General features: G+C 72.0%; 17 protein-coding genes. 4 read left to right on the top strand and 13 right to left on the bottom strand.

Annotated elements, in window-relative coordinates; all coding sequences use genetic code 11:
- Nucleotides 1-217: 217 nt before the first annotated feature.
- Nucleotides 218-1072, bottom strand: a complete 855-nt coding sequence (locus tag C8N24_RS14410) for a helix-turn-helix domain-containing protein (RefSeq protein ID WP_121250821.1) — start codon at nucleotides 1070-1072, stop codon at nucleotides 218-220.
- 98 nt (nucleotides 1073-1170) lie between these two features.
- Here C8N24_RS14410 and C8N24_RS14405 point away from each other — a divergent pair, with 98 nt between their 5' ends.
- On the top strand, nucleotides 1171-1992 hold the full coding sequence (locus tag C8N24_RS14405; protein ID WP_147447801.1) for an SDR family NAD(P)-dependent oxidoreductase: 822 nt from the start codon (nucleotides 1171-1173) through the stop codon (nucleotides 1990-1992).
- A 57-nt stretch (nucleotides 1993-2049) separates the two neighbouring features.
- Here C8N24_RS14405 and C8N24_RS14400 read toward each other — a convergent pair whose 3' ends face one another.
- Both C8N24_RS14400 and C8N24_RS14395 read right to left on the bottom strand, forming a co-directional pair.
- On the bottom strand, nucleotides 2050-2820 hold the full coding sequence (locus C8N24_RS14400) for a hypothetical protein (protein WP_121250817.1): 771 nt from the start codon (nucleotides 2818-2820) through the stop codon (nucleotides 2050-2052).
- 60 nt (nucleotides 2821-2880) lie between these two features.
- Nucleotides 2881-5592 (bottom strand): winged helix-turn-helix domain-containing protein, encoded by a 2712-nt coding sequence (locus tag C8N24_RS14395; RefSeq protein ID WP_147447800.1) that lies wholly within the window; start codon nucleotides 5590-5592, stop codon nucleotides 2881-2883.
- Between the two features lie 175 nt (nucleotides 5593-5767).
- On the opposite strand from C8N24_RS14395, the gene C8N24_RS14390 reads away from it, so the two are divergent.
- On the top strand, nucleotides 5768-5986 hold the full coding sequence (locus C8N24_RS14390) for an amphi-Trp domain-containing protein (RefSeq protein ID WP_121253205.1): 219 nt from the start codon (nucleotides 5768-5770) through the stop codon (nucleotides 5984-5986).
- A gap of 47 nt (nucleotides 5987-6033) precedes the next feature.
- Nucleotides 6034-7821 (top strand): sensor histidine kinase, encoded by a 1788-nt coding sequence (locus C8N24_RS14385; protein WP_121250813.1) that lies wholly within the window; start codon nucleotides 6034-6036, stop codon nucleotides 7819-7821.
- 10 nt (nucleotides 7822-7831) lie between these two features.
- Here the strand turns inward: C8N24_RS14385 and C8N24_RS14380 are convergent, their stop codons facing one another.
- Genes C8N24_RS14380 through C8N24_RS14355 form a run of 6 tightly spaced genes read right to left on the bottom strand, consistent with a single transcriptional unit; the run spans nucleotide 7832 to nucleotide 14168 of the window.
- Entirely contained in the window at nucleotides 7832-8887 is a 1056-nt protein-coding gene (locus tag C8N24_RS14380) for a sulfite oxidase (protein ID WP_121250811.1), read from the bottom strand.
- 10 nt (nucleotides 8888-8897) lie between these two features.
- Nucleotides 8898-9758 carry an enoyl-CoA hydratase/isomerase family protein gene (locus C8N24_RS14375; RefSeq protein WP_170179088.1) on the bottom strand — a complete coding sequence of 287 codons (861 nt, stop codon included), beginning with the start codon at nucleotides 9756-9758 and terminating at the stop codon, nucleotides 8898-8900.
- Complete coding sequence (locus C8N24_RS14370; RefSeq protein ID WP_121250807.1) at nucleotides 9755-11095, bottom strand: Dyp-type peroxidase; 1341 nt, start codon at nucleotides 11093-11095, stop codon at nucleotides 9755-9757. Before C8N24_RS14370 ends, C8N24_RS14375 begins: the two co-directional genes overlap by 4 nt.
- Nucleotides 11092-12189, bottom strand: coding sequence for a DUF4331 family protein (locus tag C8N24_RS14365; protein WP_121250805.1), 1098 nt, complete (start codon nucleotides 12187-12189; stop codon nucleotides 11092-11094). Before C8N24_RS14365 ends, C8N24_RS14370 begins: the two co-directional genes overlap by 4 nt.
- Nucleotides 12189-12728 (bottom strand): hypothetical protein, encoded by a 540-nt coding sequence (locus C8N24_RS14360; protein WP_121250803.1) that lies wholly within the window; start codon nucleotides 12726-12728, stop codon nucleotides 12189-12191. Before C8N24_RS14360 ends, C8N24_RS14365 begins: the two co-directional genes overlap by 1 nt.
- Before the next feature lie 12 nt (nucleotides 12729-12740).
- Nucleotides 12741-14168, bottom strand: coding sequence for a dihydrolipoyl dehydrogenase family protein (locus C8N24_RS14355; RefSeq protein WP_170179087.1), 1428 nt, complete (start codon nucleotides 14166-14168; stop codon nucleotides 12741-12743).
- Between the two features lie 115 nt (nucleotides 14169-14283).
- Here C8N24_RS14355 and C8N24_RS14350 point away from each other — a divergent pair, with 115 nt between their 5' ends.
- Nucleotides 14284-14793, top strand: a complete 510-nt coding sequence (locus C8N24_RS14350; RefSeq protein ID WP_121250799.1) for an LURP-one-related/scramblase family protein — start codon at nucleotides 14284-14286, stop codon at nucleotides 14791-14793.
- 47 nt (nucleotides 14794-14840) lie between these two features.
- Here C8N24_RS14350 and C8N24_RS14345 read toward each other — a convergent pair whose 3' ends face one another.
- The 4 genes from C8N24_RS14345 to C8N24_RS14330 all read right to left on the bottom strand — a co-directional run bounded on the left by C8N24_RS14345 (nucleotide 14841) and on the right by C8N24_RS14330 (nucleotide 22330).
- Nucleotides 14841-17480: an NHL domain-containing protein gene (locus tag C8N24_RS14345; RefSeq protein WP_147447799.1), complete on the bottom strand. Its 2640-nt coding sequence runs from the start codon at nucleotides 17478-17480 to the stop codon at nucleotides 14841-14843.
- A gap of 109 nt (nucleotides 17481-17589) precedes the next feature.
- On the bottom strand, nucleotides 17590-19461 hold the full coding sequence (locus tag C8N24_RS14340; protein ID WP_121250797.1) for a thermonuclease family protein: 1872 nt from the start codon (nucleotides 19459-19461) through the stop codon (nucleotides 17590-17592).
- Nucleotides 19462-19617: 156 nt separating this feature from the next.
- Nucleotides 19618-20883 carry an arginine deiminase gene (locus tag C8N24_RS14335; protein WP_121250796.1) on the bottom strand — a complete coding sequence of 422 codons (1266 nt, stop codon included), beginning with the start codon at nucleotides 20881-20883 and terminating at the stop codon, nucleotides 19618-19620.
- A gap of 37 nt (nucleotides 20884-20920) precedes the next feature.
- The gene (locus tag C8N24_RS14330; protein ID WP_121250795.1) at nucleotides 20921-22330 is read right to left on the bottom strand and encodes a basic amino acid/polyamine antiporter; all 1410 of its coding nucleotides are present in this window, start codon (nucleotides 22328-22330) and stop codon (nucleotides 20921-20923) included.
- Nucleotides 22331-22554 lie beyond the last annotated feature (224 nt).

Genomic DNA, 22554 nt, shown 5'->3' with positions numbered 1-22554 from the left:
GGAGGATAGCCTCCGATAGAGTGGAGGCAAGCCTCCAGATAAACGGAGTTCTACCTCCACTCTGCAAAGGACCCGCTTGACCGCTCTTTCCTCCCCCACTCCCCGCCGCTCCTCCCGCCCGACCGCGTCCGCCCGCGTGCGCCGGCGCTCCGACCAGGCCGTCATCAACCAGTGGCTGCTCGAGCAGTCCGCGCCGGTGCGCCGCGTGGAATCGCCGTCAGCCGACGCGAGACGCGCCGCGCGCTCCGAGCGCCGTCGCGGCGAGCGCGCGTAGCAGCGCGAGCCGTTCGCCGTCCCGGGTCGCCGGGTCGGCGTGGAACACGATCAGCCGCTGGTGCGGCGCGGCCTCGACCACGAAGGCGTCGTGGTCGAGCACGAGCTCGCCGACGTCCGGATGCGCGAAGCGCTTGCGGCCGTCGCGCTTGCGTCTCGCCTCGTGCTTCGCCCACAGCTTCTGGAACGCCGGGCTGGCCAGGGACAGCTCGCCGACGAGCGCCGCGAAGCGCTCGTCGTGTGGATGCGCCGCCGCCGCGGCGCGCAACGCCGCCACGAACGTGCGCTGCACCTCGGCCAGGTCCGAGTAGACCTCGCGCGTGGCGGGATCCAGGAACGCGTCCCGGACCACGTTGCGGTCGACGGCGAACGAGGGCAGCAACGTGCGCGCGAGCGTGTTCGCCACCAGCACGTCCTGGCGCGCCCCGAGGATCAGCGCGGGGGCGTCGATGTGCCGGTCGAGCAGCCGCGCCAGCTCCGGCCGGACCCGTTCGGCGGCCGATCCTCGCGGCGGTGCCGCCGGGACCGTGGCGGCGACGAGCGCGTGCAGGTGATGCCGTCCCTCCTCGTCGAGTGCGAGCGCCGACGCCAGCGCTTCCACCACGGACCCGGACGGACGCCGGTCGTGCCCCTGCTCCAGCCGCACGTAGTACGCGACGCTGATCCCCGCGAGCAGCGCCACCTCCTCCCGCCGCAGGCCCGGCACGCGCCGGCGCCCGCTGTCCGCCAACCCGACCTCGAGCGGCAGGACCTGCTCACGGCGCGCGCGGAGGAACTCGGCGAGGGGGCCCATCGCCATCGAGGCTAGATCCTCGCGCACCGGCGACGGTGTCCCTGCGACTCATACCCTCGGCTCGGATCTTCACGGCCGGAACGGGTGCGGCGACGGTGCTGAGCATGCACTCGACCTGGATGATCACCGGCATCTCCCGCGGCCTGGGCCGCGAGCTCGCCCGGACCCTGCTCGCGGCCGGCGCGACCGTCGTCGGCACCACCCGCACCGGCACCGCCGACCTCGCCCACGAACGTCTCCGGCTCCTGCCGCTCGACGTCACCGACCCGGAGGCGACGCCCGCCGCCGTCGCACGCGCCGTCGAGCTGACCGGCGGCCTGGACGTCGTCGTCAACAACGCGGGCTTCGGCCTCCTCGGCCCGATCGAGGCGACGTCCGAGGCCGAGGCCCTCGCGATCCTCCAGACGAACCTGCTCGGCCCGTGGCGCGTGATCGCCGCCGCCGCGCCGCACCTTCGCGGGCGCGGCGCGGGCCACATCGTCAACGTGTCCTCGATCGCCGGCCTGGCGCCGCTCGGCGGCTCGGGCGTCTACGCCGCCGCCAAGGCGGGCCTCAGCGCGCTCACGGAAGCCCTCGCCGCCGAGCTCGCCCCCTTCGGCGTGGGCGTGACGAGCGTCGAGCCCGGCTCCCTGCGCACCGACTTCTTCTCCGACGCCTCGATCCGCCTCACGTCCGCCCAGCCGGCGGCGTACGCCGACACCGTCGGCGCGGTCGTGTCGACGATGACCGGCCGCTCCGGCGCCGAGCAGGGCGATCCCCGCAAGGTCGCCCAGCTGATCATCGACGCGGTCAACGACCCGCAGCCGCCGCGGCACCTCGTGATCGGCAGCGACGCGCTCACCCGCAGCCGCGCGAACGTGGCCGCGCTGCTCGACGACATCCGGCGCTGGGAGTCCCGCTCCGCCGCCACGGGGTTCAGCGCCTGAGGGTCCGCAACGCAACAGCGTCACGAACGGCCGGAACGCCGGACGAGCAGCGGCGGTTCAGCTCCCGCTCAGCGCGGTCTTGCAGTCGGCCGTGATCGCGCGGAAGCGATCGCGGACAGCCGCCACCTGGTCTCTGGCACGGTCTCCCTCGAGCAGCAGGGCGAGCGCGGACACGTACGCCTTCGCGCACTCGCCGGCGATCGCCGCACGCGACTTGGCGACCTCCGCGTCGGCCACCGCCTTGTCGCGCTCGGCGTGGGCCTCGTCGGCCTCCGCTTCGGCTTTGCCGGTCTTCGCCTCCGCCTGGTCGACCTCGGCTTGGGCCCGGTCGGCTTCGCCGGTGGCCTGCTCGGCTTCCTCATTCGCCTCGGCGAGGTCCGCGTCCGCCTCCTCGGCCGCCTTGCGTGCCCGCACGGCGGCGGCAGTGGCGGCGGTGGCGGCCGCGGCGGCGGCCCGGCCGACCTTCTTGGCCTCGGCGACGTCCTGCTCGGCGGTGGTCAGCGCCTCGCTCGTGGCGTCCAGCTGCTGGGCGACATCGCTGTACAACGCCGCGGCCTGGTCGGCCGCGGTGGCGCCGGCCTGGGCGGCCTGGTCCACCTGGGTCTGCAGCTGCTGGTTGTCCTGCTCGGCGCTGTCGAGGTCGGACCGGAGCACGAGCGCCCAGGCGACCGCACCGGCGGCGAGCAGCGCCAGCGCGGCGCTGACCCAGATCCATGCGCTTCGGCGCTTCCTGGGCGTGGCGGATGCAGCGCTCGCGGCATCGTCGCTCGTCGAGCCGGCGAGGTCGCGGTCAGGTTCGCGCGGCGGCTGAGAACCGGGATCTTCCACGTGTGCGTCCCACTCCGTGTTCGCGGTGCCCGGAATCTAGGCGCGGGCGACGGGAGGTCGTCATCCGATCGGGGTGACGCGGTCCGACCGCTCGCGGGGGCCGGGGTGCGAGCTGCCGCCGATCAGATGCAGCTCGCGGGCGCGGGCGACCGCCTCGCCGCGGTGCCCGACGTTCAGCTTGCGGTAGATGCTTCGCAGATGCGTCTTGACGGTGTTGGTCGTCAGGAACAGCTCGCCGGCGATCTCGCGGTTCGACAGGTTGGTCGGGAGGTAGCGCAGGACCACCTGCTCCCGGTCGCTCAAGGGCTCGAGCACGGGAGCGACGGGCGTGGTGTCGCGCCCGTTGCCCGCGAGCAGGCCGAGCAGCCCGATGACGTGCTTGTGGTGGGGCGTCGGCGCGCGGATCTGATCACGGAGCAGTCCCTCCAGGTGAACGCCGGCGAAGTCGACGAACGGCCGGCAACACCCCGTTCGGGCCGAGAGCGTGAGCGCCTGGTCCAGCGCCACCCGGGCGGCTCCCGCATCGTTGAGCTGCCGGTGAGCGACCGCCTCGAGGATCCCGCGCTCGATGACCGGGAGTGGGCGGACGTCGTGCTGATGGTGTGCACCGAAGGTCTCGAGCGCCCGTGCCGGGCGCCCTTCCGCCAGCTGCAGGCATGCTTCGGCGACCTGCACGATCGGCGTGGTGTGGTGAAGGACGGGGTCGATCGCCGCTCGGGCGTCGTCCAACCGTCCGGCGAGGAGGTGCAGCCGGGCTCGCAGGCAGCTTGCGCCGACGCGCTCTGACACGAGGGTCGAGCCTCCGGTGTGACGGGCTTCCCAGTCCTCGAGCTCGCGGAGCCCTTCGACCGGATGGCCGCGCGTGCCCGCCAGCCGTGCGCGTGTGTGCGCGAGCGCGAAGTCCAGATGCGGACGCCGGGCGACGGCGATCGCCACGGTCGCGTTGTCCAGGTGGGCACGGCATGGCTCGTCTCGGCACGCGTCCAGGGCGGCGACGGCCAGCGCGATGTGCGCGGACGCCGTGGCGCTGGCGTTGACCCAGCCGCGGCGAGCGGCCAGCGCGAGCGCGTCGTCGGCGCAGCGCAGGTCACTCGCGGGGCCGCCGGCGAGCACGCGCGCGTACGCCAGGTCGCCTCTCGCGGAGATCGCGAGCTGGTCGAGGCCGGAGCCGTCGGCTTCGGCGATGGCGCGTGACAGCTGCTCCTCGGCGCGGTCGAAGCGCTCCGCCCATGCCGCCGTCTCACCGAGCCTCGCCCGTACCAGCGCCCGCCGCTCCCGGCTCGGCTCGCGTCCGCGGCCGGGCGGCTCGGCCAACAGCTCGTCAGCCGCTTCCAGCGCGGTCTCGTAGCGACCTTCCATCCGGGCGGTCGCGAGGCGAGCCAGCGCGAGCGTCGCCCGGTAGCGCTCGCGGTGATCGTCGGGAAGTGACGCGGCCGCACGTTCAGCATCGGCGAGGTGGCGGTGCGCATCGGTGCCGTCGCCGCGGTCGAGGGCCGCGCACGCCAGTGCGCCGGCCAGCACGGGATCCTGGCTGCGCCACGGCTCCGGTACCGCCGCGATCGACGCGATGACCTCGGCAGCGTACGGACTCGTGTACAGCTCGAACCAGTTGGTCGCCACGATCGCGGCGGCCACTTCCCACGCCTCCGCGAGCACCGCGTGCTTGAGCGCCTCGGCGGGGCGCGCGTGGGCGGCGTACCAGTCGGCGGCGCGTCGTCGCAAGGTGCGCACCTCGTCGCCGAGCACGGCGTGCGCGCGGGTTCGCAGGACACGCGCGAACAGCGTGTGGAAGCGGTACCACTCGCCGCGACCGTCGCACGGGGTGATGAAGGCGTTCGACCGCTCGAGCGCGGCGAGCGTGTCAGCGCCGTCGCCGGCGCCGGTGAGCGCGTCGGCCAGCTCGCCGCAGACGGTGTCGAGCAGGCAGGTGCGCAGCAGGAACGACCGCACCGGCGGAGGCTGCTGGTCGAGGACCTCGGCCAGCAGGTAGTCCGCCACCGTTCGATCGTCTCCGGCGAACTGCGTCACGAACGCCTCGGGGTCCGCGTGCCCTCGCAGGCCGAGCGCCGCCAACCGCAGGCCCGCCGACCACCCTTCCGTGCGCAGGCGCAGCGCGCGGATCAGCTTCGGACCCAGGTCGAGCCCATGCGCCTGAAGCAGCGCCGCCGCCTCGTCCTCCGTGAACGCGAGGTCGCGGCCGCGGATCTCCACCAGCCGCCCACTGAGGCGAAGGCGGTGCAGTGGCAGCGGCGGCTCGGAGCGCCCGATCAGCACCAGGCGAACCGCCCCGGGCAGATGCACGAGCAGGGAGGACAGCTGCGCGAGGCACGGGCGTGAGCGGATGTACTGGAGGTCGTCGAACACGAGCGCCACCGGTTCCGGCAGCTCGGCCAACGCGTTGACCAGCAGCGGCGCGAACACCCCTTCCGAGCGGTCCAAGGGGGCGGCGAGCTCCGCCAGCGCTGACCCGGGCGGGGCCACGCCGGCCCGCTCGAGTGCGACCAGCACGATGTTCCAGAAGCGCTCAGGTGCGTTGTCGGATGGCTCCAAGGAGACCCACGCCACGCGCTCGGGCCACGCGGGCACGGTGCTCGCCACCAGCGATGTCTTGCCGCTGCCGGCGGGGGCGCAGACCAGCGTGACCGGTTCCGCTCGTCCGCGTTCCAGCCGTGCGGTCAGCCTCGGCCGGTCGACCATCCCCGCGGGGAGCCGCGGCACGACCAGCTGCGTGGCGAGGCAGGGATGGCGCAGCCGGCGACGGGATGCATGCACCGATTCGCGCACACGCGGATTGCACCGCACGTCTCACCCGCCGTCGAGGATGCCCACACCCCAAAGCGAGGGCGCGCAAGCTCCCGGAAAGGCTCCTCGACGCGCGCGCCAGCGGCTCGCTCGTCATCCGTTCCGGGTGACGGCCGCGCGCGCTCCCGGGGGTAGCGTGCGCGCCATGGAACTGCTTGAGATCGAGCGCAAGGAGACGCTCCGGCGCGAGGAGGCGGCGAAGCGGTTGCACGCGTTGGCCGACGCGCTGAGCCGGCACAACGCCGTCGAGTTCGAGCGCGGCGGCACGCGCTTCACGCTGAAGGTGCCCGACCAGATCGAGGTGAAGGTCGAGCTCGAGGTCGAGGACGACGAGACCGAGCTGGAGATCCAGCTGAGCTGGTGATCCTCACCCGGGCGGGGTGAAGTCCGCTCACCCCCTACGAGCTGACGATGGCCCGATCAGCGATGGTCGTCGGCGAAGTCGAACAACGCGTGTTCCGAGCTCGCGCCGGCGTGGCCTCGCGGGGCTCGTCCGTGCCGTTGGCGGTGTCCGGCGCGCTGCTGTGCGCAGCGGCGGTGGCCATGGCCACCGCCAGCGCTCCTGGCGATGCCGCCTTCGGGAGAGGCCTGCTCGAGTTGTTGATCGTCGGCGTGCCGATCGCCGTCGGGCTCTACGCGCTGCGAGCACCGATCAACGCCTCCTTCGGGTTCGCCCTGCTCGGCATCGGCTACGCCTGGTCGCTGACCGCCCTGACGGAGTCCTCGGTGAGCGTGCTCTTCACGATCGGGCGGTTGTCGACGTGGCTGATCTTCCCCTGCGTGGTCTATCTGCTGCTGGCGTTCCCGGACGGCCGGATCGCCGGGCGCTTCGACCGCGCCCTGCTCACGTTCACGATCGTGCTGCTCGTGGTGCTGTTCCTGGGCACGGCGCCGCTCGTGCAGGCGTTCCCAGCCAAGACGTTGTGGGGAACGTGCACCGCCGAATGCCCGGAGAACGCGGTGTTCCTCCTCGATGCGCAGCCCGGCTGGCTGATCGACGTCATCTACGTGCGCGAGTGGCTGGTCGAAGCGCTGTGGCTCGGGCTCCTGTGGTCGATGTTCCGCCGTTGGCGTGCCGCATCACCGCTCCAACGGCGCGCCATGGGACCGGCGTTCGTCGCGGCGACGCTGCTCGCCCTGAGCCACTACGCGCACATCACCGCGCGCCAGCTCGGCGTGGCGGCCGACACGGTGATCGCGCTCTCCTCGCTGTGGACGTTCTGCATCGTCCTGGTGTGCGCCGGCTTCTTGGGCGGCCTCATCTGGCGGCGGACGTTGCTCGCACAGGCGCTTTCCGGGCTGGAGATCGCGCTCCACTCCAGCACCGACCGCCGCGCGGTACGCGACGCGACGTCCCGGGCGATGCGCGACCCGACGGCTCAGCTGCTCGTGGGCGAGACGCTGCCGCCGCTCGCACCCGACCAGGCGACGACCGCGGACAGCGTCGAAGGGCTGACGCTGATCCACGATCGAGCGCTGCTCGACGACCGCGAGCTGTTGGACGGCGTGTTGCGCGTGCTGGTCGCCGCGTTGCACCGCGAGCGGCTGACGTCCGCGCTCGGCGCCGCCACGACCGAGCTGCAGGACTCTCGCCGCCGGATCGCCGAAGCCGCCGACCTCGAGCGGGTCCGGATCGAGCGGGACTTGCACGACGGCGCGCAACAGCGGCTGATCGCACTGCGGATCCGGCTCGGCGTGGCCGAGGATCTGCTCCGGACCGACCCGGCTGTGGGCGTGCAAGCGATCCGTGAGCTCGGGAGCGAGGCCGAGGCCGCGCTGGACGAGCTTCGCGCCGTCGCCCACGGCGTCTACCCGTCGCTGCTGACCGACCGAGGCATCAGCGAGGCGCTGCGATCGCTGGCCGCGCACGCTCCCGTGCCGATCCACGTGCGCGCGCACGGCGTCACGCGCCACCCGATCGAGATCGAGAGCGCCGTCTACTTCAGCTGCGTCGAGGCGATGCAGAACGCGCTCAAGCACGCGCACGGGGCCACGGGCGTCTGGATCACGCTCACGCAGTCACGAACGTGGTTGTCCTGCGAGATCCGCGACGACGGAGCCGGATTCACCACCGGCGAGGCCGATGGACGTGGGCTGCGCAACATGCGGGACCGGATCGAGGCGATCGGAGGGTCGCTCGTCATCGACTCCGAGCCCACGCACGGCACCCGGGTCACCTGCACGGTCCCGCTCCACTGAGCGGCTGCCGTCAGCGGATGTCGACGTGCTGCACCTCGACGGCGTTGTTGCCGTAGCCGAGCCGGTTCCACGGCGGGACCTCGGACTGGACGTTGCCCGCCGCATCGGTGGCGCGGGCGCGGAGGCTGTACCGGCCCGGCCGGCTGACGGTCCACTCGAAGGACCAGTCCTGCCACGCGTACGGCTCTTGGCGGATGTCCAGGCGTGCCGGGTGCCAGTCGCCGGCGCCGGTGAAGCTCAGCTCCACCTTGGTGACCGGCCCGGTGCCCGACCAGGCCTTGCCGCGGATCGTGCATGTGCCCGCGGGCAGCTCGGCGCCGGGGGCGGGGTCGGTGATGCGGGCGCGCACGCGCATGGCGGTGACCGGCTCGTGTGGCCGGTCAGGCCATTCGTACATGTAGTGGCCGACCTGGAACTCACCCGCGTAGTCGGTGGTGATGACGTCGATGCGCTCGAGCCACTTGACCGAGGCGACGCCGTACCAGTGCGGCACGATCAGGCGGAAGGGCGCGCCGTGGTCGGCGTCGAGCGGCTCGCCGTTCATGTCGTAGGCGATCAGGATCTCGGCGGACGGGTCGGCGGCGTGGACGAGATCCAACGAGCGGACGAAGCGCAGGTCCTCGTGCTGGTGGTAGGGACCATGGTCCGCGCCCTGGAAGCGGACGTCCACGCCGTCGGCGCTGCACCCGGCCCGGTCGAGCACCTCGCACAGCCGCGCGCCGGTCCAGCGGGCGGTCGAGACCGCGTAGCGGCCCCATGGCTCGCCCTCGGGCAGCGGTGTCTGCCCCAACCGGCCGTTGCCGGCGCACTCGAGCGTCACCGCGCGGGTGACCGCGGGCAGCGCACGCAGGTCGTCGAGGGTCAGGGTCAGCGGGTTGGCCACGGTCCCGCCGACGTGCAGCAGCCCGTCGTGCTCCGGGAGCGCGAAGTTGCTGCGCACGTAGTGCAGCTCGGTAGGGGTGATGTCGGTGGTCAACGCCTCCGGCGGTGCCTCGGCGTTGAACGGCTCGGCCTGCACCATCGTCAGGGCGCCGCGGGCCGCCCTGACACGCTCGCTCGCGGTCATCTCGCCTCGATCAGTAGTCGGCGTCCGCGAAGTGCGGATCGCGGTTGTCGTTGAAGGCGCCGATGCCCTCGGCGCGGTCGGGGTGGACGGCCGAGCGCCAGTGGGCCTCCATCATGATCGCCACGGCCTGCTCGATCGGCTGGCTCTCGCCCATGCGCACGGCGCGCTTGACGGCCTGGACGGCGGTTGGGGAGTTCGAGGCGATCTGGTCGGCGATGCGCAGCGCCGCCGTCATCAGCTCGCCCTGCGGATGGAGCTCGTTGACCATGCCGAGCCGATACGCCTCGGCGGCGCTCAGCGGCTGGCCGGTCATGAGCATCTGCAACGCCCGGCCGGGTGGCAGCAGCCGGGGAAGGAACACGGGCGAGCCGCCGCCCGCCGCCAGGCCGATCATCGCCTCGGGCTGGCCGAAGGTCGCGCCCTCGGCAGCGACGATGAAGTCGCAGCTCTGGGCGATCTCGGACCCACCTCCGTACGCGATGCCGTTGACCGCGGCGAAGATCGGCTTGCGCAGCTGGCGCAGCGTGTACAGCGTGCGGTCGAAGTCCTGGCGCTGGCGCAGCCAGTCCTCCTTCGTCATGTTCTTGCGCTGGCGCAGGTCGCTGCCGACCGAGAAGGCCCGCTCGCCGGCGCCGGTGATCACCACGGCGCGCACCGTGGTCGTGACGGCGATCGTCTCGAGCACCTCGGTCAACCTGGCGCCCATCGCCGTCGTGATCGCGTTGTCCGGGGGCGCGTTGAGCGTGACGACCGCGACGCGGCCCTCGGAGCGATGCTCGAGCAGCACCGGGTTGTCGGGCTCCGTGAAGTCGGCCGGCGGTGGCCCGAAGTCGAGCACCTTCCAGCGATCGGTCTCGTCGGTGACGCTCACGCGCGTTCTCCTTCCGCGAGCCAGTGGAGTGCTCGCAGGCCGGGGACGAAGCAGTACTCGCCGCCGCGCGTGACGACGAACGGCGGCAGCGCGTCGAGGCGGCGGCGGATCGGGCGGTGCGGGATGGTGAAGCGCTCCCAGCCCTGGTTGGGGCCGGTGAGCGGGTCGCGCTCCTCCGGCGCGCCGATGAACACGCCGTCGTTGAGCCACTGCGTCTTGACGAACTCGAACTGACGGTCGATGCGGGTGCCGAGGAAGACGAAGACGATCCCGCGCTCGATGCCGTCGTCCTCCAGCTCGCCGGCTCCGAGCATCGGGCCGTAGCTCGTCCCGCGCCGGATCATGCGGTGCAGCCGGACGTCGACGAGCCCTTCGCCGTCCAGGGCGTCCCGCGGGTTCGCGCGGCGGGCGTGCGCGCCGGCCGGGCACTTGAAGCCGCGCAGGTCGTCGCCGTAGCCGAAGGCGTTGTTGCGGGCGTCGTCCTGGCCGAGCGCGGGATCGTCGCGATCGGGCGCCAGGCTCAGCGGCGCGCCGCTCGGCCAGCGGCCGACGATCTTCGCGCCCAGCGCCGCCTCTTCCTCGCGCGTGCGGGCCTTCGCGCGCAAGTACTGCCGGTAGGCCGCGACGCGCGTCCGCAGCTTGCGGAAGACCATGTAGGTGCCGTTGCGGCCCAGGAGCTCGGGCGTCGGCATCGGCGCGAAGCCGCCGCTCTCGTCCGGGTAGCCGAGCACGAACTCACCCGCCTTGATCGGCGGCTCGTGCGGATTGGTGGACGGGATGCCGCTGCCTTCGATCGCCGGTTGCCCGATGCCGTCCTTGAAGCCGAACGACGTCCGCTCGTTGGGCAGCTGGTAGCAGTCCTGGCGCCAGACGACCTCGACGCCGGGCAGCTGCTCGTGCGCCCGGCGGGCCCGGACGCGCAGCTCGTCCAGGTGCTGCTCGTCACGGGCGAGGACGGCCAGCGCCACGTGCACGGCGGACGTCCCCAGCGGCGCCTCCCAGTGCTCGGGCGCGCTGTCTCCCCGGTCGCCCAGGTGCGCGGCGCGGGCGGCCATGCCTTCGCGGAACTCCGGGGCGAAGCTCGCCAGGCTGTCCTCGCCGACCCCGAGCGCGCGCAGGCCCGCGTAGGTGAACGCGACCGAGAGCGAGGCGTCGCCGGGCGCCGGCCCCGCCGCGGACGCCACGTGCGGCAGCAGTCGCTCGATCAGCGTGCGGCCCGCGTCGCGGTCCCGGATGCGCAGCAGCAGGTAGGTGCCCGCGTACGGCGATGGACGGCTCTGCAGCACGCCGCGCTGGATGTCCCCGAGCTCGAGGCTCGTGCCGCGCACGACGGTCATGGCCGTGCGGGTGGCCGCGGGGGATCCGGGTTGGGCGCCGAGAGGTACGGGAACCGGTCGCTCGCGGGCCGGCTCGAGCGGTCCACCCCGTCACGCACCGCGGGGCCGTTGCCACCCGTGATGAGCAACGTGAAGATCGTGTCCATCACGTCGTCGTTGATCGCGCGGCCGCCGCACGTCCGGTGCTGCTCGCCGCGCAACGCGGCGAGCTCGGGCTCGAGGTAGGAGCCGTTCGCCGCGTACGGCTTCGTGAGGTCGAGCACGAGGTAGTCGGCCAGCACCAGCTCGGTCAACGGGTGCGCGCCGTCCTCGTCCAGCGGCCAGTCGACCTTGCCGTCGAGCCCGTCCCAGAACGCGAGGTTCGCGTTCAGCCGCGCGCGATACGCCCCTTCGTAGACGTGCGCCGGATGGAACTGGTCGTCCATGTTGTAGAGGTCGCGGATCTCCAGATCGCGGTTGACCTGATCGAACTGCGTCGGTCCGAGCATCATGTTCGGCACCTCGGGCCGGCCCGCGCTCTCGAGCCGCACGTTGAGCTTGCCGCGGGTCAGCGTCTCGGCGGCGACGCCGATGAAGTCGCCGAGCTCCGAGGCGTCGAGCTCGATGACCAGGCCGAGCACGTTCTTGCCGTCGAGGTAGATCGCGCCCGGATCGGTGAACGCGAGCTCGCCCGTGGCGATCGTCTTGAGCATCGCCGGCGCGTCGAGGATGAACGGGTCCCAGCGCGGGCCCGCGAACACCCGGGTCCCCGCCGCGCCACGCTCGTCGTTGACGTCGACGGTGACCGTCTCACCGCCGGGCAACGTGCACACGCAGACCTGCTCGTCGCCCTCGCCGTCGAAGACGCAGTCGATCGTGAAGTCCTGCTCGTCGACGGGGCTGAACGGCACCGCGGCGCCGTTGCGAGCCAGCCGGCGAAGGCGGAAGCGGTAGATCAACGCGTCCGAGAACCGGTCGGTCGGCTCGGCGAACGGCAGGGTGTTCAGCACCAGGACGAGGGACCCGGGCCGTTCCGGACTCGGGAACGCGTAGACGTCGGTGATGTCCGCGATGGGCTCGGCGACCGCCCGCGGGCCGGAGATGTGGTGCGACATCAGGCGTCGGCCGCTTCTTCGAGCAGCGGAGCGAGTGCCGGGTGGCTCAGCGCCTCCTCGGCCGCCGGGTCGTCGAGCACGCGCTGGAAGGCGGCGTTGACCCGCTGCGCCTTGCGGATCTCCTTGACGGTGCCACCGACGTTGCGGGCGTAGCCGGACGCGCTCCGCTGCGCGCCGAGGATGAAGGCCTTGACCGCGGCCAGGTCGGGCAAGCCCTCGTAGCCCTCGACGTGCCGGAAGATCGCGTCGAACAGCTTGAGCGGCTTGGACGCGAAGTCCTCCATGTAGGAGTCCCACGTGCCGTCGAAGCTCGTGGCGAACAGCAGCCGCGTGTCGTCGTCGAAGAGCACGAACCGCGCCTCGTGGATGACCGCGATCGGCAGCTCGTAGTCGCCCGGCCGGTAGCCGGGGCTGCGCTGGAGCTCCTCGATCGCCTCGCGCATCGCCTGCTCCTCGCCCGACCGCACGCGGAAGAACAGGCTGAACTCGCTGGTCGGGCCGACGGTGATGCCGTGGCGGGCGGCTTCGGTGGTCGTCACGGTGGGTCTCCTTCAGGCGATCTCGGGGTGTAGGAGGTCGACGGCCCACATGTGTGAGCCGTCGAGTTCGGCGGCCGCCGTGATCGCGGCCCTGCCGAGGGCGTTGGCGTACGTGGGGAACGAGAACGGGACCCGCGCGAGTTGCTCGACGGTGAGCTCTCCGGCGATCGCCGTGGCGGCGACCTGCGCCAGCTCGACCGCCCGCTCGCCGACGATGTGGCAGCCGAGGATGCGGCGGTGCACGCGGTCCACGATCAGCTTGCAGAAGCCCGCGGGCCGGCCGTCGATGATCGGGCGGGGAACGCTGTCGAACGGCACCGTCGCGACCAGCACGTCGTGTGCGCGCCGTGCGCGCTCTTCGGTCAGGCCGACCGACGCGTACTCCGGATCGGTGAAGCTTCCCGTCGGGCTGACCTGCTCGGGCAGGACGGCGTCAGCGTCGAGCACCGCGTTGGTCGCGGCCAGGACGCCCTGCCGTACCGCCTCGTGCACGACCATGCCGCGCCCGGTCACGTCGCCGGCCGCCCAGACGCCGGGCGCCGTGGTCCGCAGGTGCGCGTCGACTCTGATGAACCCGCGCTCGTCGAGTGCGACGCCGGCATGCTCGAGCGCTGTTCCGCGGGTGTTCGCGACCCACCCGGCAGCCACGACGATCACCGCCGCTGCGAACGCGTTCCCGGCATGCACCATGCGCACCCCAGCCGGACAGGCCTCGAAACGCTCGACCCGACCGGCGTCGACCGCCACCTGCACCCCGGACGCCTCGAAGCCCGCGCGCACACCGTGCGAGACCGCGACATCCTCGCCCTTGAGGATGCGCGGGCCCGCATCGACCAGCGTGACCCGGCACCCGAGCGCGTTGAAGATGGACGCGACCTGGACGCCGGTCGCCCCCGTGCCGAGTACCACCATCGACTCCGGCACCTCCCGCAACGCCCACGCGTCGCTGTGGGTGGCGGTCAGCTCGATGCCCGGGATCGACGGCCGGCGCGGTGCACCGCCGGTGCACACGATCACCTTGCCGGCCCGCAGGCGTCCGCCGTCGTGCTCGATCGTACCGCCGTCGACGAAGCGCGCGGCGCCGCTGTGCTCGCGCACGCTGACCCCGGCCGCCTCGAGCTCGGTGCGCAGCAGCGACCCGCGGCGCACCGCCGCGGTGACGTCCTGGACCCGCGCCAGCAGCTTCAGGTAGTCCACCCCACCGCCGGCGGTGGGGACGCCGTAGTCCGGCATCTGCTGCGCCTCACGCATCAGCCGCGCCGCGTGCGCGAGCGTCCGCACCGGCACTGGGCCATCGTTGGCCGCCATGCCGCCGAACGCGCCGTCGGAGAGCAGCGCGGTGTTCGCACCCAGGCGAGCGGCGCGCAGCGCCGCGATGACGCCCGCGGGCCCAGCGCCCAGCACGACGACGTCCAAGGTGTCCCGAGTGCCCGTGACCATCCTGGCGATCATCTCGGCCGTGGACGCCGTCGACATCGTCCGATCCGGATGACGCCGACGCGGCGACCGGTCCGCGACGCTCCCTGCACGCACCACGGCGAAGGGAGTGACGAGGATGCGACGACTGCGTGATCGACGCGGCCCCGAGGGCACGCGCTACACGATGCGTGAGAAGGTGTTCTCGGTCGGTGACGACTTCTGGATCGAGACCGACGGCGGCGAGCGGGCGTTCAAGGTCGACGGCAAGGCGTTGCGCCTGCGCGAGACGCTCGTGCTGGAGGGCCGTTCCGGGGAGGAGCTGCTCACGATCCAGGAGAAGAAGCTCAGCGTCCGTGACCGGATGGCGATCGAGCGCGACGGCAAGACCGTCGCGACCGTCAAGAAGGCGCTGATCGGAATCCGCGACCGCTACTCGATCGAGGTCGCGGGCGGCGACGACCTGTCGGCGAAGGGCAACGTGGTCGACCACGAGTACGAGATCGAACGCGGTGGCGACAAGGTCGCCGAGGTCTCCAAGCGCTGGTTGCGCGTTCGCGACACCTACGGGATCGAGATCGCCCCGGGGCAGGACGACGCGCTGATCCTGGCCATCACCGTGTGCATCGACCGGATGGGACACGACTAAGGAGCCGAGGAGCACGACGCGCCGCCGTCGCCGAGGCGATCATCGCTTCACCCGCGCAGGCTGAGCGTCGCCGAGGTGACGGCCTCCTCGGCTCCCGGAGCGGTGGCGACGACGCGAATGGTCACGCGCAGGTTCCGCCGCGACTGCGCGAGCCGCTCGCGGACCGCGGCGCCCGGGCGGAGGCGCAGGCTCACGGTGCCGTCGGCGACGGAGCGCGTGAGGACCGCGAGCCGTGTCCGGGTGCGCAGGCGCTTCGCGGTCGCCGCCGAGACGCGGATCTCGGCGCGCAGCCGCGTCGCGCCATGGACCGCGGTCCGGACCGTCAATCCTGCGCGCAGGCGCGCGACCCTGCGGTCGGCGCGCTTCACGGTCGGCTTGCCCACGGTCACCCTGACCGCAGGTGCCGCCGGGCTCGCGGGCCGCCGCTCGGCCGGCTCCGGCGCCGCAGGCTGCGGGGTATCGGCGTCGGGAGTCGCCTCAGCCGTCGGTGTGGGTGTGGGCGTCGGCTCCTCCACCGGAGCGAGCTCGACGAGGCGGATCCGGTTGTTCCCGCCGTCGGCGATGAGCACGTGCCCAGCGGGTGTGATGGCCGCGTCGTAGGGGGCGGCCAGCGCTGTCGTCAGCGACCGGCCGGACTCGCCGGTGAAGTCCCGCGTGCCCGTGCCGGCGATCCGGTTCACGTGGTGGTGGTCGCCATGGCGCTCGGCCTCGTAGACCGCGTGCCCGGTGCCGTCCACGAGCACGATGTGCCCGACGGCGCGCTCCGCGACGCGCACGATGCTCTGCGGCTCGGCGTCCGCCTCGCTGCCGTGGTCGTGCTCATGCTCGCCGAGCGCCTCGACCTCCTCGTCGATGCCGCCGGTGGCCAGGTCGATGCGCCGGACGGAGCGGGCCGTGTTGTCCGGGACGAGCAGATCCCCGTCGAGCCCGAGCGAGATGCCGAGCAGTCCTTGCAGCGTGGCCGCGGCCGCGGGTCCGCCGTTGCCGGTGGCCCCGAGCACGCCGGTGCCGGCGATCGTCGTGACCGAGTCCTGCTGGAGGTCGATTCGCCGGACGCGGCGGTTGTTGGTGTCGGCGACGTACAGGTACCGCCCGGCGGCGTCGAGCACGATGCCCTGTGCCTCGTTGAAGCGCGCGTCGCGCGCCGGGCCGCCGTCCCCGGCGAAGCCGATCGCGCCGCCCGCGAGGCGGACCAGGCGGCCCGTCCGCGGATCGAATCGGCTGATCCGCGAGATCAACGCGTTGCTCTCGAGCACGTACACGGTGCCGTCGGCTGCGACCGCGACGTCCCACGGCCGCGTGAGCTTGGCTTCCAGCGCCGGCACGTTCTCCACGCACGTCGTGTCCGTCGGGTTCGGGCACGTCATGCCGCTGCCGATCACGGTCGTGATCTTGCCCGTCGCCGGATCGACCCGACGCACACGAGCGTTGGCGTTGTCGGCGATGTAGTAGCTGCCGTCGGGAGCGACGGTGATGGCGCGCGGGTCGGCGAGCTGCGCCTCGACCGCGGGCGTCGTGTGGCCGGAGAAGCCATTGCTGCCGTTGCCGGCGACCGTCCGCATCGTGGTCAGCGCACCGGTGGCGGGATCGATGGTGAGCTCCTGCACGCGGCGCGTCGTCGCGCTCGTCTCGGCGACGAACAGCCGGTCCGCGCCCCGCACGGCGAGCGCGGCTGGCGTGCCGAGCGCCGCGGTCGGGACGGTGGTGATCGTCGCGTCCGGCCGGACGAGCCGGAGCCGGTTGCTCGCTGCCTCGGCGATCGCGACGGCCCCGTTCGGCAGCACGGCGACGGCGCTCGGCGCGTTCAAGCGCGCGGCGGACGCCGGGCCGCCGTCACCCAGCGTGTCGGCCGTGGCGGCGGTGCCGTCGCCGGCGATCGTCGTGATGGTGTCGGTGGCACCGACGCGGCCGTCGGCGCCGGCGGCGACGCGGCGCACCCGGTGCCCACCGAACTCGGCCACCAGCAGGTCGCCCGTCCCGGGATCGAGCGCGATCTGCCGCGGATCGCTCAACCGTGCCCCGCCCGCCGCGCCGCCGTCGCCCACGCTGCTCCCGCCACCGGCGACGGTGGTGATGACGTTCGTCGCCGGGTCGATGCGCCGGATCTTCCCCGCACCGCCGTCGGCCAGCAGGATCGCGCCGTCCGCGTCGACGGCGAGGCCGCGTACGAGGCTCAGCCCCGCCTGCAACGCCGGGCCGCCGTCACCGGCGCCGGTCGAGGAGAACGCACCGGTGCCCGCGATCCGCGTGAGCGTGCCCGTCGTGCGGTCCAGGCGGCGAAGCGTCCCGCCGCTACCCACGCTGAACACGACGTCCCCGTCAGCCGCCACGGCCACGGCCAGCGGACCGGCCACGCTCGCGCCGTAGCCCGGGAGCTGGGTGAGCACGCCCGCGCGCTCTGACGTCGTGTTGGCGGCGCTGGACCCGGCGGCCCCGGTGCCGGCCAGCGTGGTGACGCCTCCGGTCGACAACGTCACCGACCGGATGGCGCCGTTCTGCTGATCGCCGACGATCAGCTCACCCCCGTCGACGGCGAGTGCGGACGGGACGAGGCCGAGCCCGGTGGCCAATCCGCCTCCTGGTCCACCGGCGATCGTGGTCAGTTCCCCGGGCGCGGCGAGCGCCGGCGAGGCAAGCAACAGCGCGGCGAGACCCGTGCCGAGGAGACGCGTTGGCAATGCAGACATGTGGCCAGCATATATGAGATTCAATCTCGTAATTGTTGGACTCGGAAACGACTCACTCGGTTAGCCGCTCGCTATAAACAGGATCAAGTCCTGATACGGGTCCTCCTGATCAGCACTTCGTGCGCAGGTTCGGCGTCACCCGGCTCCCGGCTCGCGCCGCCCGCTTCAGCGCCGGGAGCAGCTCGACCGGCTCGCCGTGGGGGCGCCCGAGCCTCGCCCACCCCGAGCGCAGCGCCGCCTCCTGCAGCGTGTGCGCCTCCCCGGCGACGCGGACGTAGCGGAGCAGGTAGCTGCGCCGTGGATCGCGGTCGAGCTGGTGCTCGTCGGGCTCGAGCCGCAGCGTGCGCGCGCGGCCCCCGGGCGTGTCCACGAGCCCGTCGCCGTTCGTATCGCGCGCTCGCGTGAAGACGAGCCGCAGCAAGGCCGCGGTGCCCTGCGGCTCGCCGCAGGCCGCAGGCTCCCACGACAATGACGAAGGGCTCTCGATGCCGAGCAGACGGACGAGCTTCTTTGTCCCGTGATCGTCGACCACGAGCTGGTGGGCGTCCGGAACGCGCACCGCCGTGACCGTCGTCACCCGCGGTGGTCGCTTGGCGAGCGCCGTCCGCAACGGCTTCCCGCAATCGCTCGCGACGATCATCGAGGGGTCGGCATCGGCCGGCCCGACGTCGAGCTCCATCGGGGCCGTGCTCATCTGCGAGGCGCCGGCCGGATCGCTCGTGACGACGATGTCCAGCGGCACCGGACGGCCCTTCGCACGCTTCACGTCGGACTTGGCGCGCAGCAGCTTCTGCTCGTTCCCGTTGGTCGGCACGCACACCTCGCCCGTCCGCCCGCGTCGCAACGTGAAATGGACGCCGTCGACGTGCTCGTTGGGGAACACGACGGGTCGTGGCAAGGCGTAGCGGCCGAGCGCCTTGGAGTAGGTGTCGCGGGTCCGCAGCCGCACGTAGCCCTCGCAGTCGTCCTTGGCGGTCTTCGGGCACTCGATGCGGACGGGAATCCAGCGGACATCGAGTTGATGGCGCTGGTCGGGCGCCGGCTTCGGCTGGTCCTTGCAGAGGAGGTCGAAGTCGTGCAGCGCGTAGTCCTTGCCGTTGCACCACCACCGCAGCGGTGTCAACGACCACCGGTCCCGGAAGAGCAGCTTGCTGAGCACGGACCGGTTCGGCGCGCGCTCCAACGGCGGCCCGAGCGTGATCAAGGACACCGTGTCGCGCGGGATCGCGGAGATCCGGTGCGTCGTCGTGTCGCCGAGGTAGACGGCGCTGTCGCTGGCCGTGATGAAGACGCCCGTCATCCGCTTCGCGTGCGCCCCGGAGCCCACCATCGCCGTCGTCTGCAGCAGCTGCACCGGCTGGTCGATCTGACGCCCGAGCGAGACGATCGCCGCTGCCACGACGGCCACGGCCGCGAGCCGCCACGGCGACGGCTCCTCGCCCGCGCGGCGCTGGCGGGCGCCGAAGCCACGCCACCAGTACACGATCACGAGCAGGAGCGCGAGCCACGTGAGGCTTGCCCACGAGCCCGGCAGCGTGAGCACCAGCACGACGACGACCACCGCGCTGATCCCGAGCAAGACGCGGTTGAGCGTCGTTCCGGAGCTGCGCTCGGCGGAGCGACGTTCGTCCCCGGAGCGCCGCGCACGCGTGCGCCGGTCGCGCACTCGCCGTTCCGGCGAGTGCGGGGCGCCCGCCGCGGGCACAGCCGCGCGCCGCTCGGTCGCACGCCGCTCGGCCAGGCGCCGCGGCGTGCGATGGCGCTTCCCCATCCACACGAGCGTGATCGCCAGCAGCCCGCTGACGATCATCGGCAGGACCATCAAGCGCAACCCGACGGTGAGCATCTGCTCGCGCGTCATCAGCGCGACGGCTTGGTCGGCGGGCAGATCGGCTTTGCGAAAGCGCAGCCACATCACGGTGCCGCCGAGGAAGTGGACGAAGATCACGAGCCCCGCCAGCGCGCCGGCCGCGGTGGCCACGGGCTGGATCCACGCCCCGACGTCATCGCGCCTCGGAGTGGCCGTCGAGCCTTCCACCCACCGACATTCTCACTCCGCTACGGGCACGTCAACCGATCTGGACCTCTCCACAGACGGATGACGTCGATGCTCGACGCGGGCCCCGCCGCCGGCGCCTCAGAACTCGACGGGCTCTCGGCTGATCGGGCAGGTCATGCAGTGTCCGCCGCCGCGACCGCGGCCGAGCTCGGCGCCGACGATGGTGACGACCTCGATGCCCGCCTTGCGGAGCAGCGTGTTCGTGAGGGTGTTGCGGTCGTAGGTGACCACGACTCCTGGCTCGAGGGCGACCGCGTTGTTGCCGCTGTCCCACTGCTGCCGTTCGGAGTGGTAGACGTCGCCGCCGGTGGCGATCGTGCGGAGCTCGGGGAGGCCGAGAGCCGTTGCCACGACCTCGAGGAACCTGGTGCCGCCGTGGTCGATCACGTCGATCCCGGGCGCCTTGTCGCTGGGCAGCAGCGTGAAGGCGTGGATGTGATCGACGATGCTCGGATAGATGGTCACCGTGTCGCGGTCGACGAAGGTCATGACCGTGTCCAGGTGCATGGCAGCGCGCAGCTTCGGCATCCCGGCGACGACGACCTTCTCGGCGGCACCGCGCTCGAAGAGCGCGTGCGCGACCTGGGTGATCGCCTGGCGCGAGGTGCGCTCACTCATGCCCATCAGCACGACGCCGTTGCCGACGGGCATGATGTCGCCGCCCTCGAAGGTGGCCATGCCCCAGTCCTTCTCAGCGTCACCCCACCACACCGTCGAGTCGACGTAGTCGGGGTGGAACGTGTAGATCGCCTTGTAGATGAGCGTCTCGTCCTGGCGCGCCGGCCAGTAGAGCGCGTTCATGGTCAGCCCGCCGTAGAGCCAGCAGGTCGTATCACGGGTGTAGATCGTGTTCGGCAGCGGAGCCATCAGGTACTCACGCGCTCCGGTCGCCTCACGAGCCAGCGTCACATAACTGGATCGGTACTCCTCGGGCAGGTCGCTCGTCGCCATGCCGCCGATCAGGAGCTCCGCGAGCGGCTTGCTGCTCAAGGTCTCCAGGAACGCACGGGTTCCGTCGATCAGGCCGACGCCGACGTGGTTGGGCTCGATCTTGCGATCGAGGAGCCAGTCGCGGGCTCCGGGCACATCGAGGGTCTCGGCCAGCAGGGCGTGCAGCTCGACGACCTCGATGCCGCGTTGGACCATCTTGTTGACGAAGTCGGCGTGATCGCGCTGGGCGTTCTCCACCCAGAGCACGTCGTCGAACAGGAGCTCGTCGCTGTTGCTCGGGGTGAGCCGGCGGTGCGCCAGCCCGGGCGCGCAGACGAGCACCTTGCGAAGCCGCCCGACCTCGGAGTGCACGCCGTGGGCGGAGGCGACGCGTCCTGTCGTGTCGGCGGTCATGCGCTTCTGCCTTTCCTGTCGAGAGAGGGGCGATGGCTCACAGGCTGATCCGGCCGGTCCATAGGCCGATCGCGCCGACGACGCCGCCGGCGACGATCAGGACGAACAGCCCGAGCTCGGTCGGGGAGAACAGGCGTCGGCCGTGCTCGCTGCGGGCCTTGATGTAGAGCAGGGACGCAGGAGCGAGGAGCACGGTCATGAGGAGGATGAACTTGGGGCCCGCGGCGTCGAAGAGGAATGCCGTGTAGGCCGTGGCGACTCCGGCGAAGATGGTCTCCCTGGTCCTGACCCGCCGGTCGACCCGCTCGTAGGACTCGCCCGTGAGCCCGAGTTTGAGTGCGTAGGCGGCCGCGAGGAAGTACGGCAGCAAGGCGAGACTGGTTGCCAGGTCCAGCATGAAGTTGAGCGCGTCGGTGACCGCGAGCGTCAGGGCGAGCAGACCCTGGATCGCAAGCGAGGTCACCACGAGGGACGTGATGGGCGTGCCGTGCTCGTTCTCCTGCCCGAGGAACTCGGGGAAGTCCTCGTTGCGGGCCGGGATGAACATGACCTCCGCGGCCATCAGCGTCCAGGCCAGGTAGGCGCCGAGCACCGAGACGATCACGCCGGCGCTGATGAACCACCGACCCCAGTCGCCGACGACGCTCTCGAAGACCGGGATCATCGACGGTTGCCGTGCCTCCGCGAGCTCGGGCTGGGGCATGACGGCGTAGCTCGACAGCGTCACCAGCGCGAAGATGCACAGCACGCTCAGGAAGCCCAGCACCGTCGCCCGGCCGACGTCCGCCCGGCGCTTCGCGTAGCGCGAGTAGACGCTCGCGCCTTCGATGCCGATGAACACGAAGGTCGTGATCAGCATCGTGTTGCGGACCTGCTCGTCGAGGTTGCCCAGATCGCCGTACCCGGTGGCGGTCCAGTTGTCCGAGAAGACGCCAGCGTTGAACGAGAACAGCAGCACGACGATGAAGACGAGGATCGGGATGATCTTCAGGACCGTCACGATCCGGTTCACCACGGCGGCGTCGCGGACGCCGCGGGCGATCAGGTAGTGGAAGAGCCAGATCGCGACCGACGACAGCGCGACGGCCAGCACGGTGTCGCCGTCGCCGAAGGCGTCGGAGAAGTTGCCGAGCGTCGCGCTGATGAAGACCCAGTAGAACGTGTTGCCGGCCACGGCGCTGGCCCAGAACCCGATCGCGGAGTTGAAGCCGGCGTAGTCGCCGAAGCCCGCCTTGGCGTAGATGAAGACGCCCGAGTCCAACTCGGGCTTGCGGATCGCGAGGTTCTGGAAGACGAACGCCAGCATCAGCATTCCGGCGCCGGCCACGGCCCACGCGATCAGCGAGCCGAGGATGCCGGTCGCAACCCCGAACCGCGCCGGGAGGGAGAACACGCCGGCCCCGACCATGCCGCCCACCACGAGCCCGGTGAGGGTGGGAAGACTCATCTTGGCGGGGCCAGGAGTGGTCACGTCGGTGTCGACAGCGCTCACGCGGTTCTCCTCAGGTCGTCGCGCCTGACCGGAGTCATGCTGCCGCCGTCGCGCGCTCGCTCACGGCTGTCCGGTGCGTCGAATTGCGGCGTCATCGGAAGTGCTCGAGCGCAGCGTCCACGGTGCGGGGATGAACGCGCCTCACCCCGCCGGGATTACTCAACGCGCGTTGACCGCGG

The sequence above is a fragment of the Solirubrobacter pauli genome, from assembly GCF_003633755.1.
Classification (GTDB): Bacteria; Actinomycetota; Thermoleophilia; order Solirubrobacterales; family Solirubrobacteraceae; genus Solirubrobacter; species Solirubrobacter pauli.
Note: the sequence above shows the minus strand (reverse complement) of the source record. Positions and strands in the feature narration are given on the sequence as shown.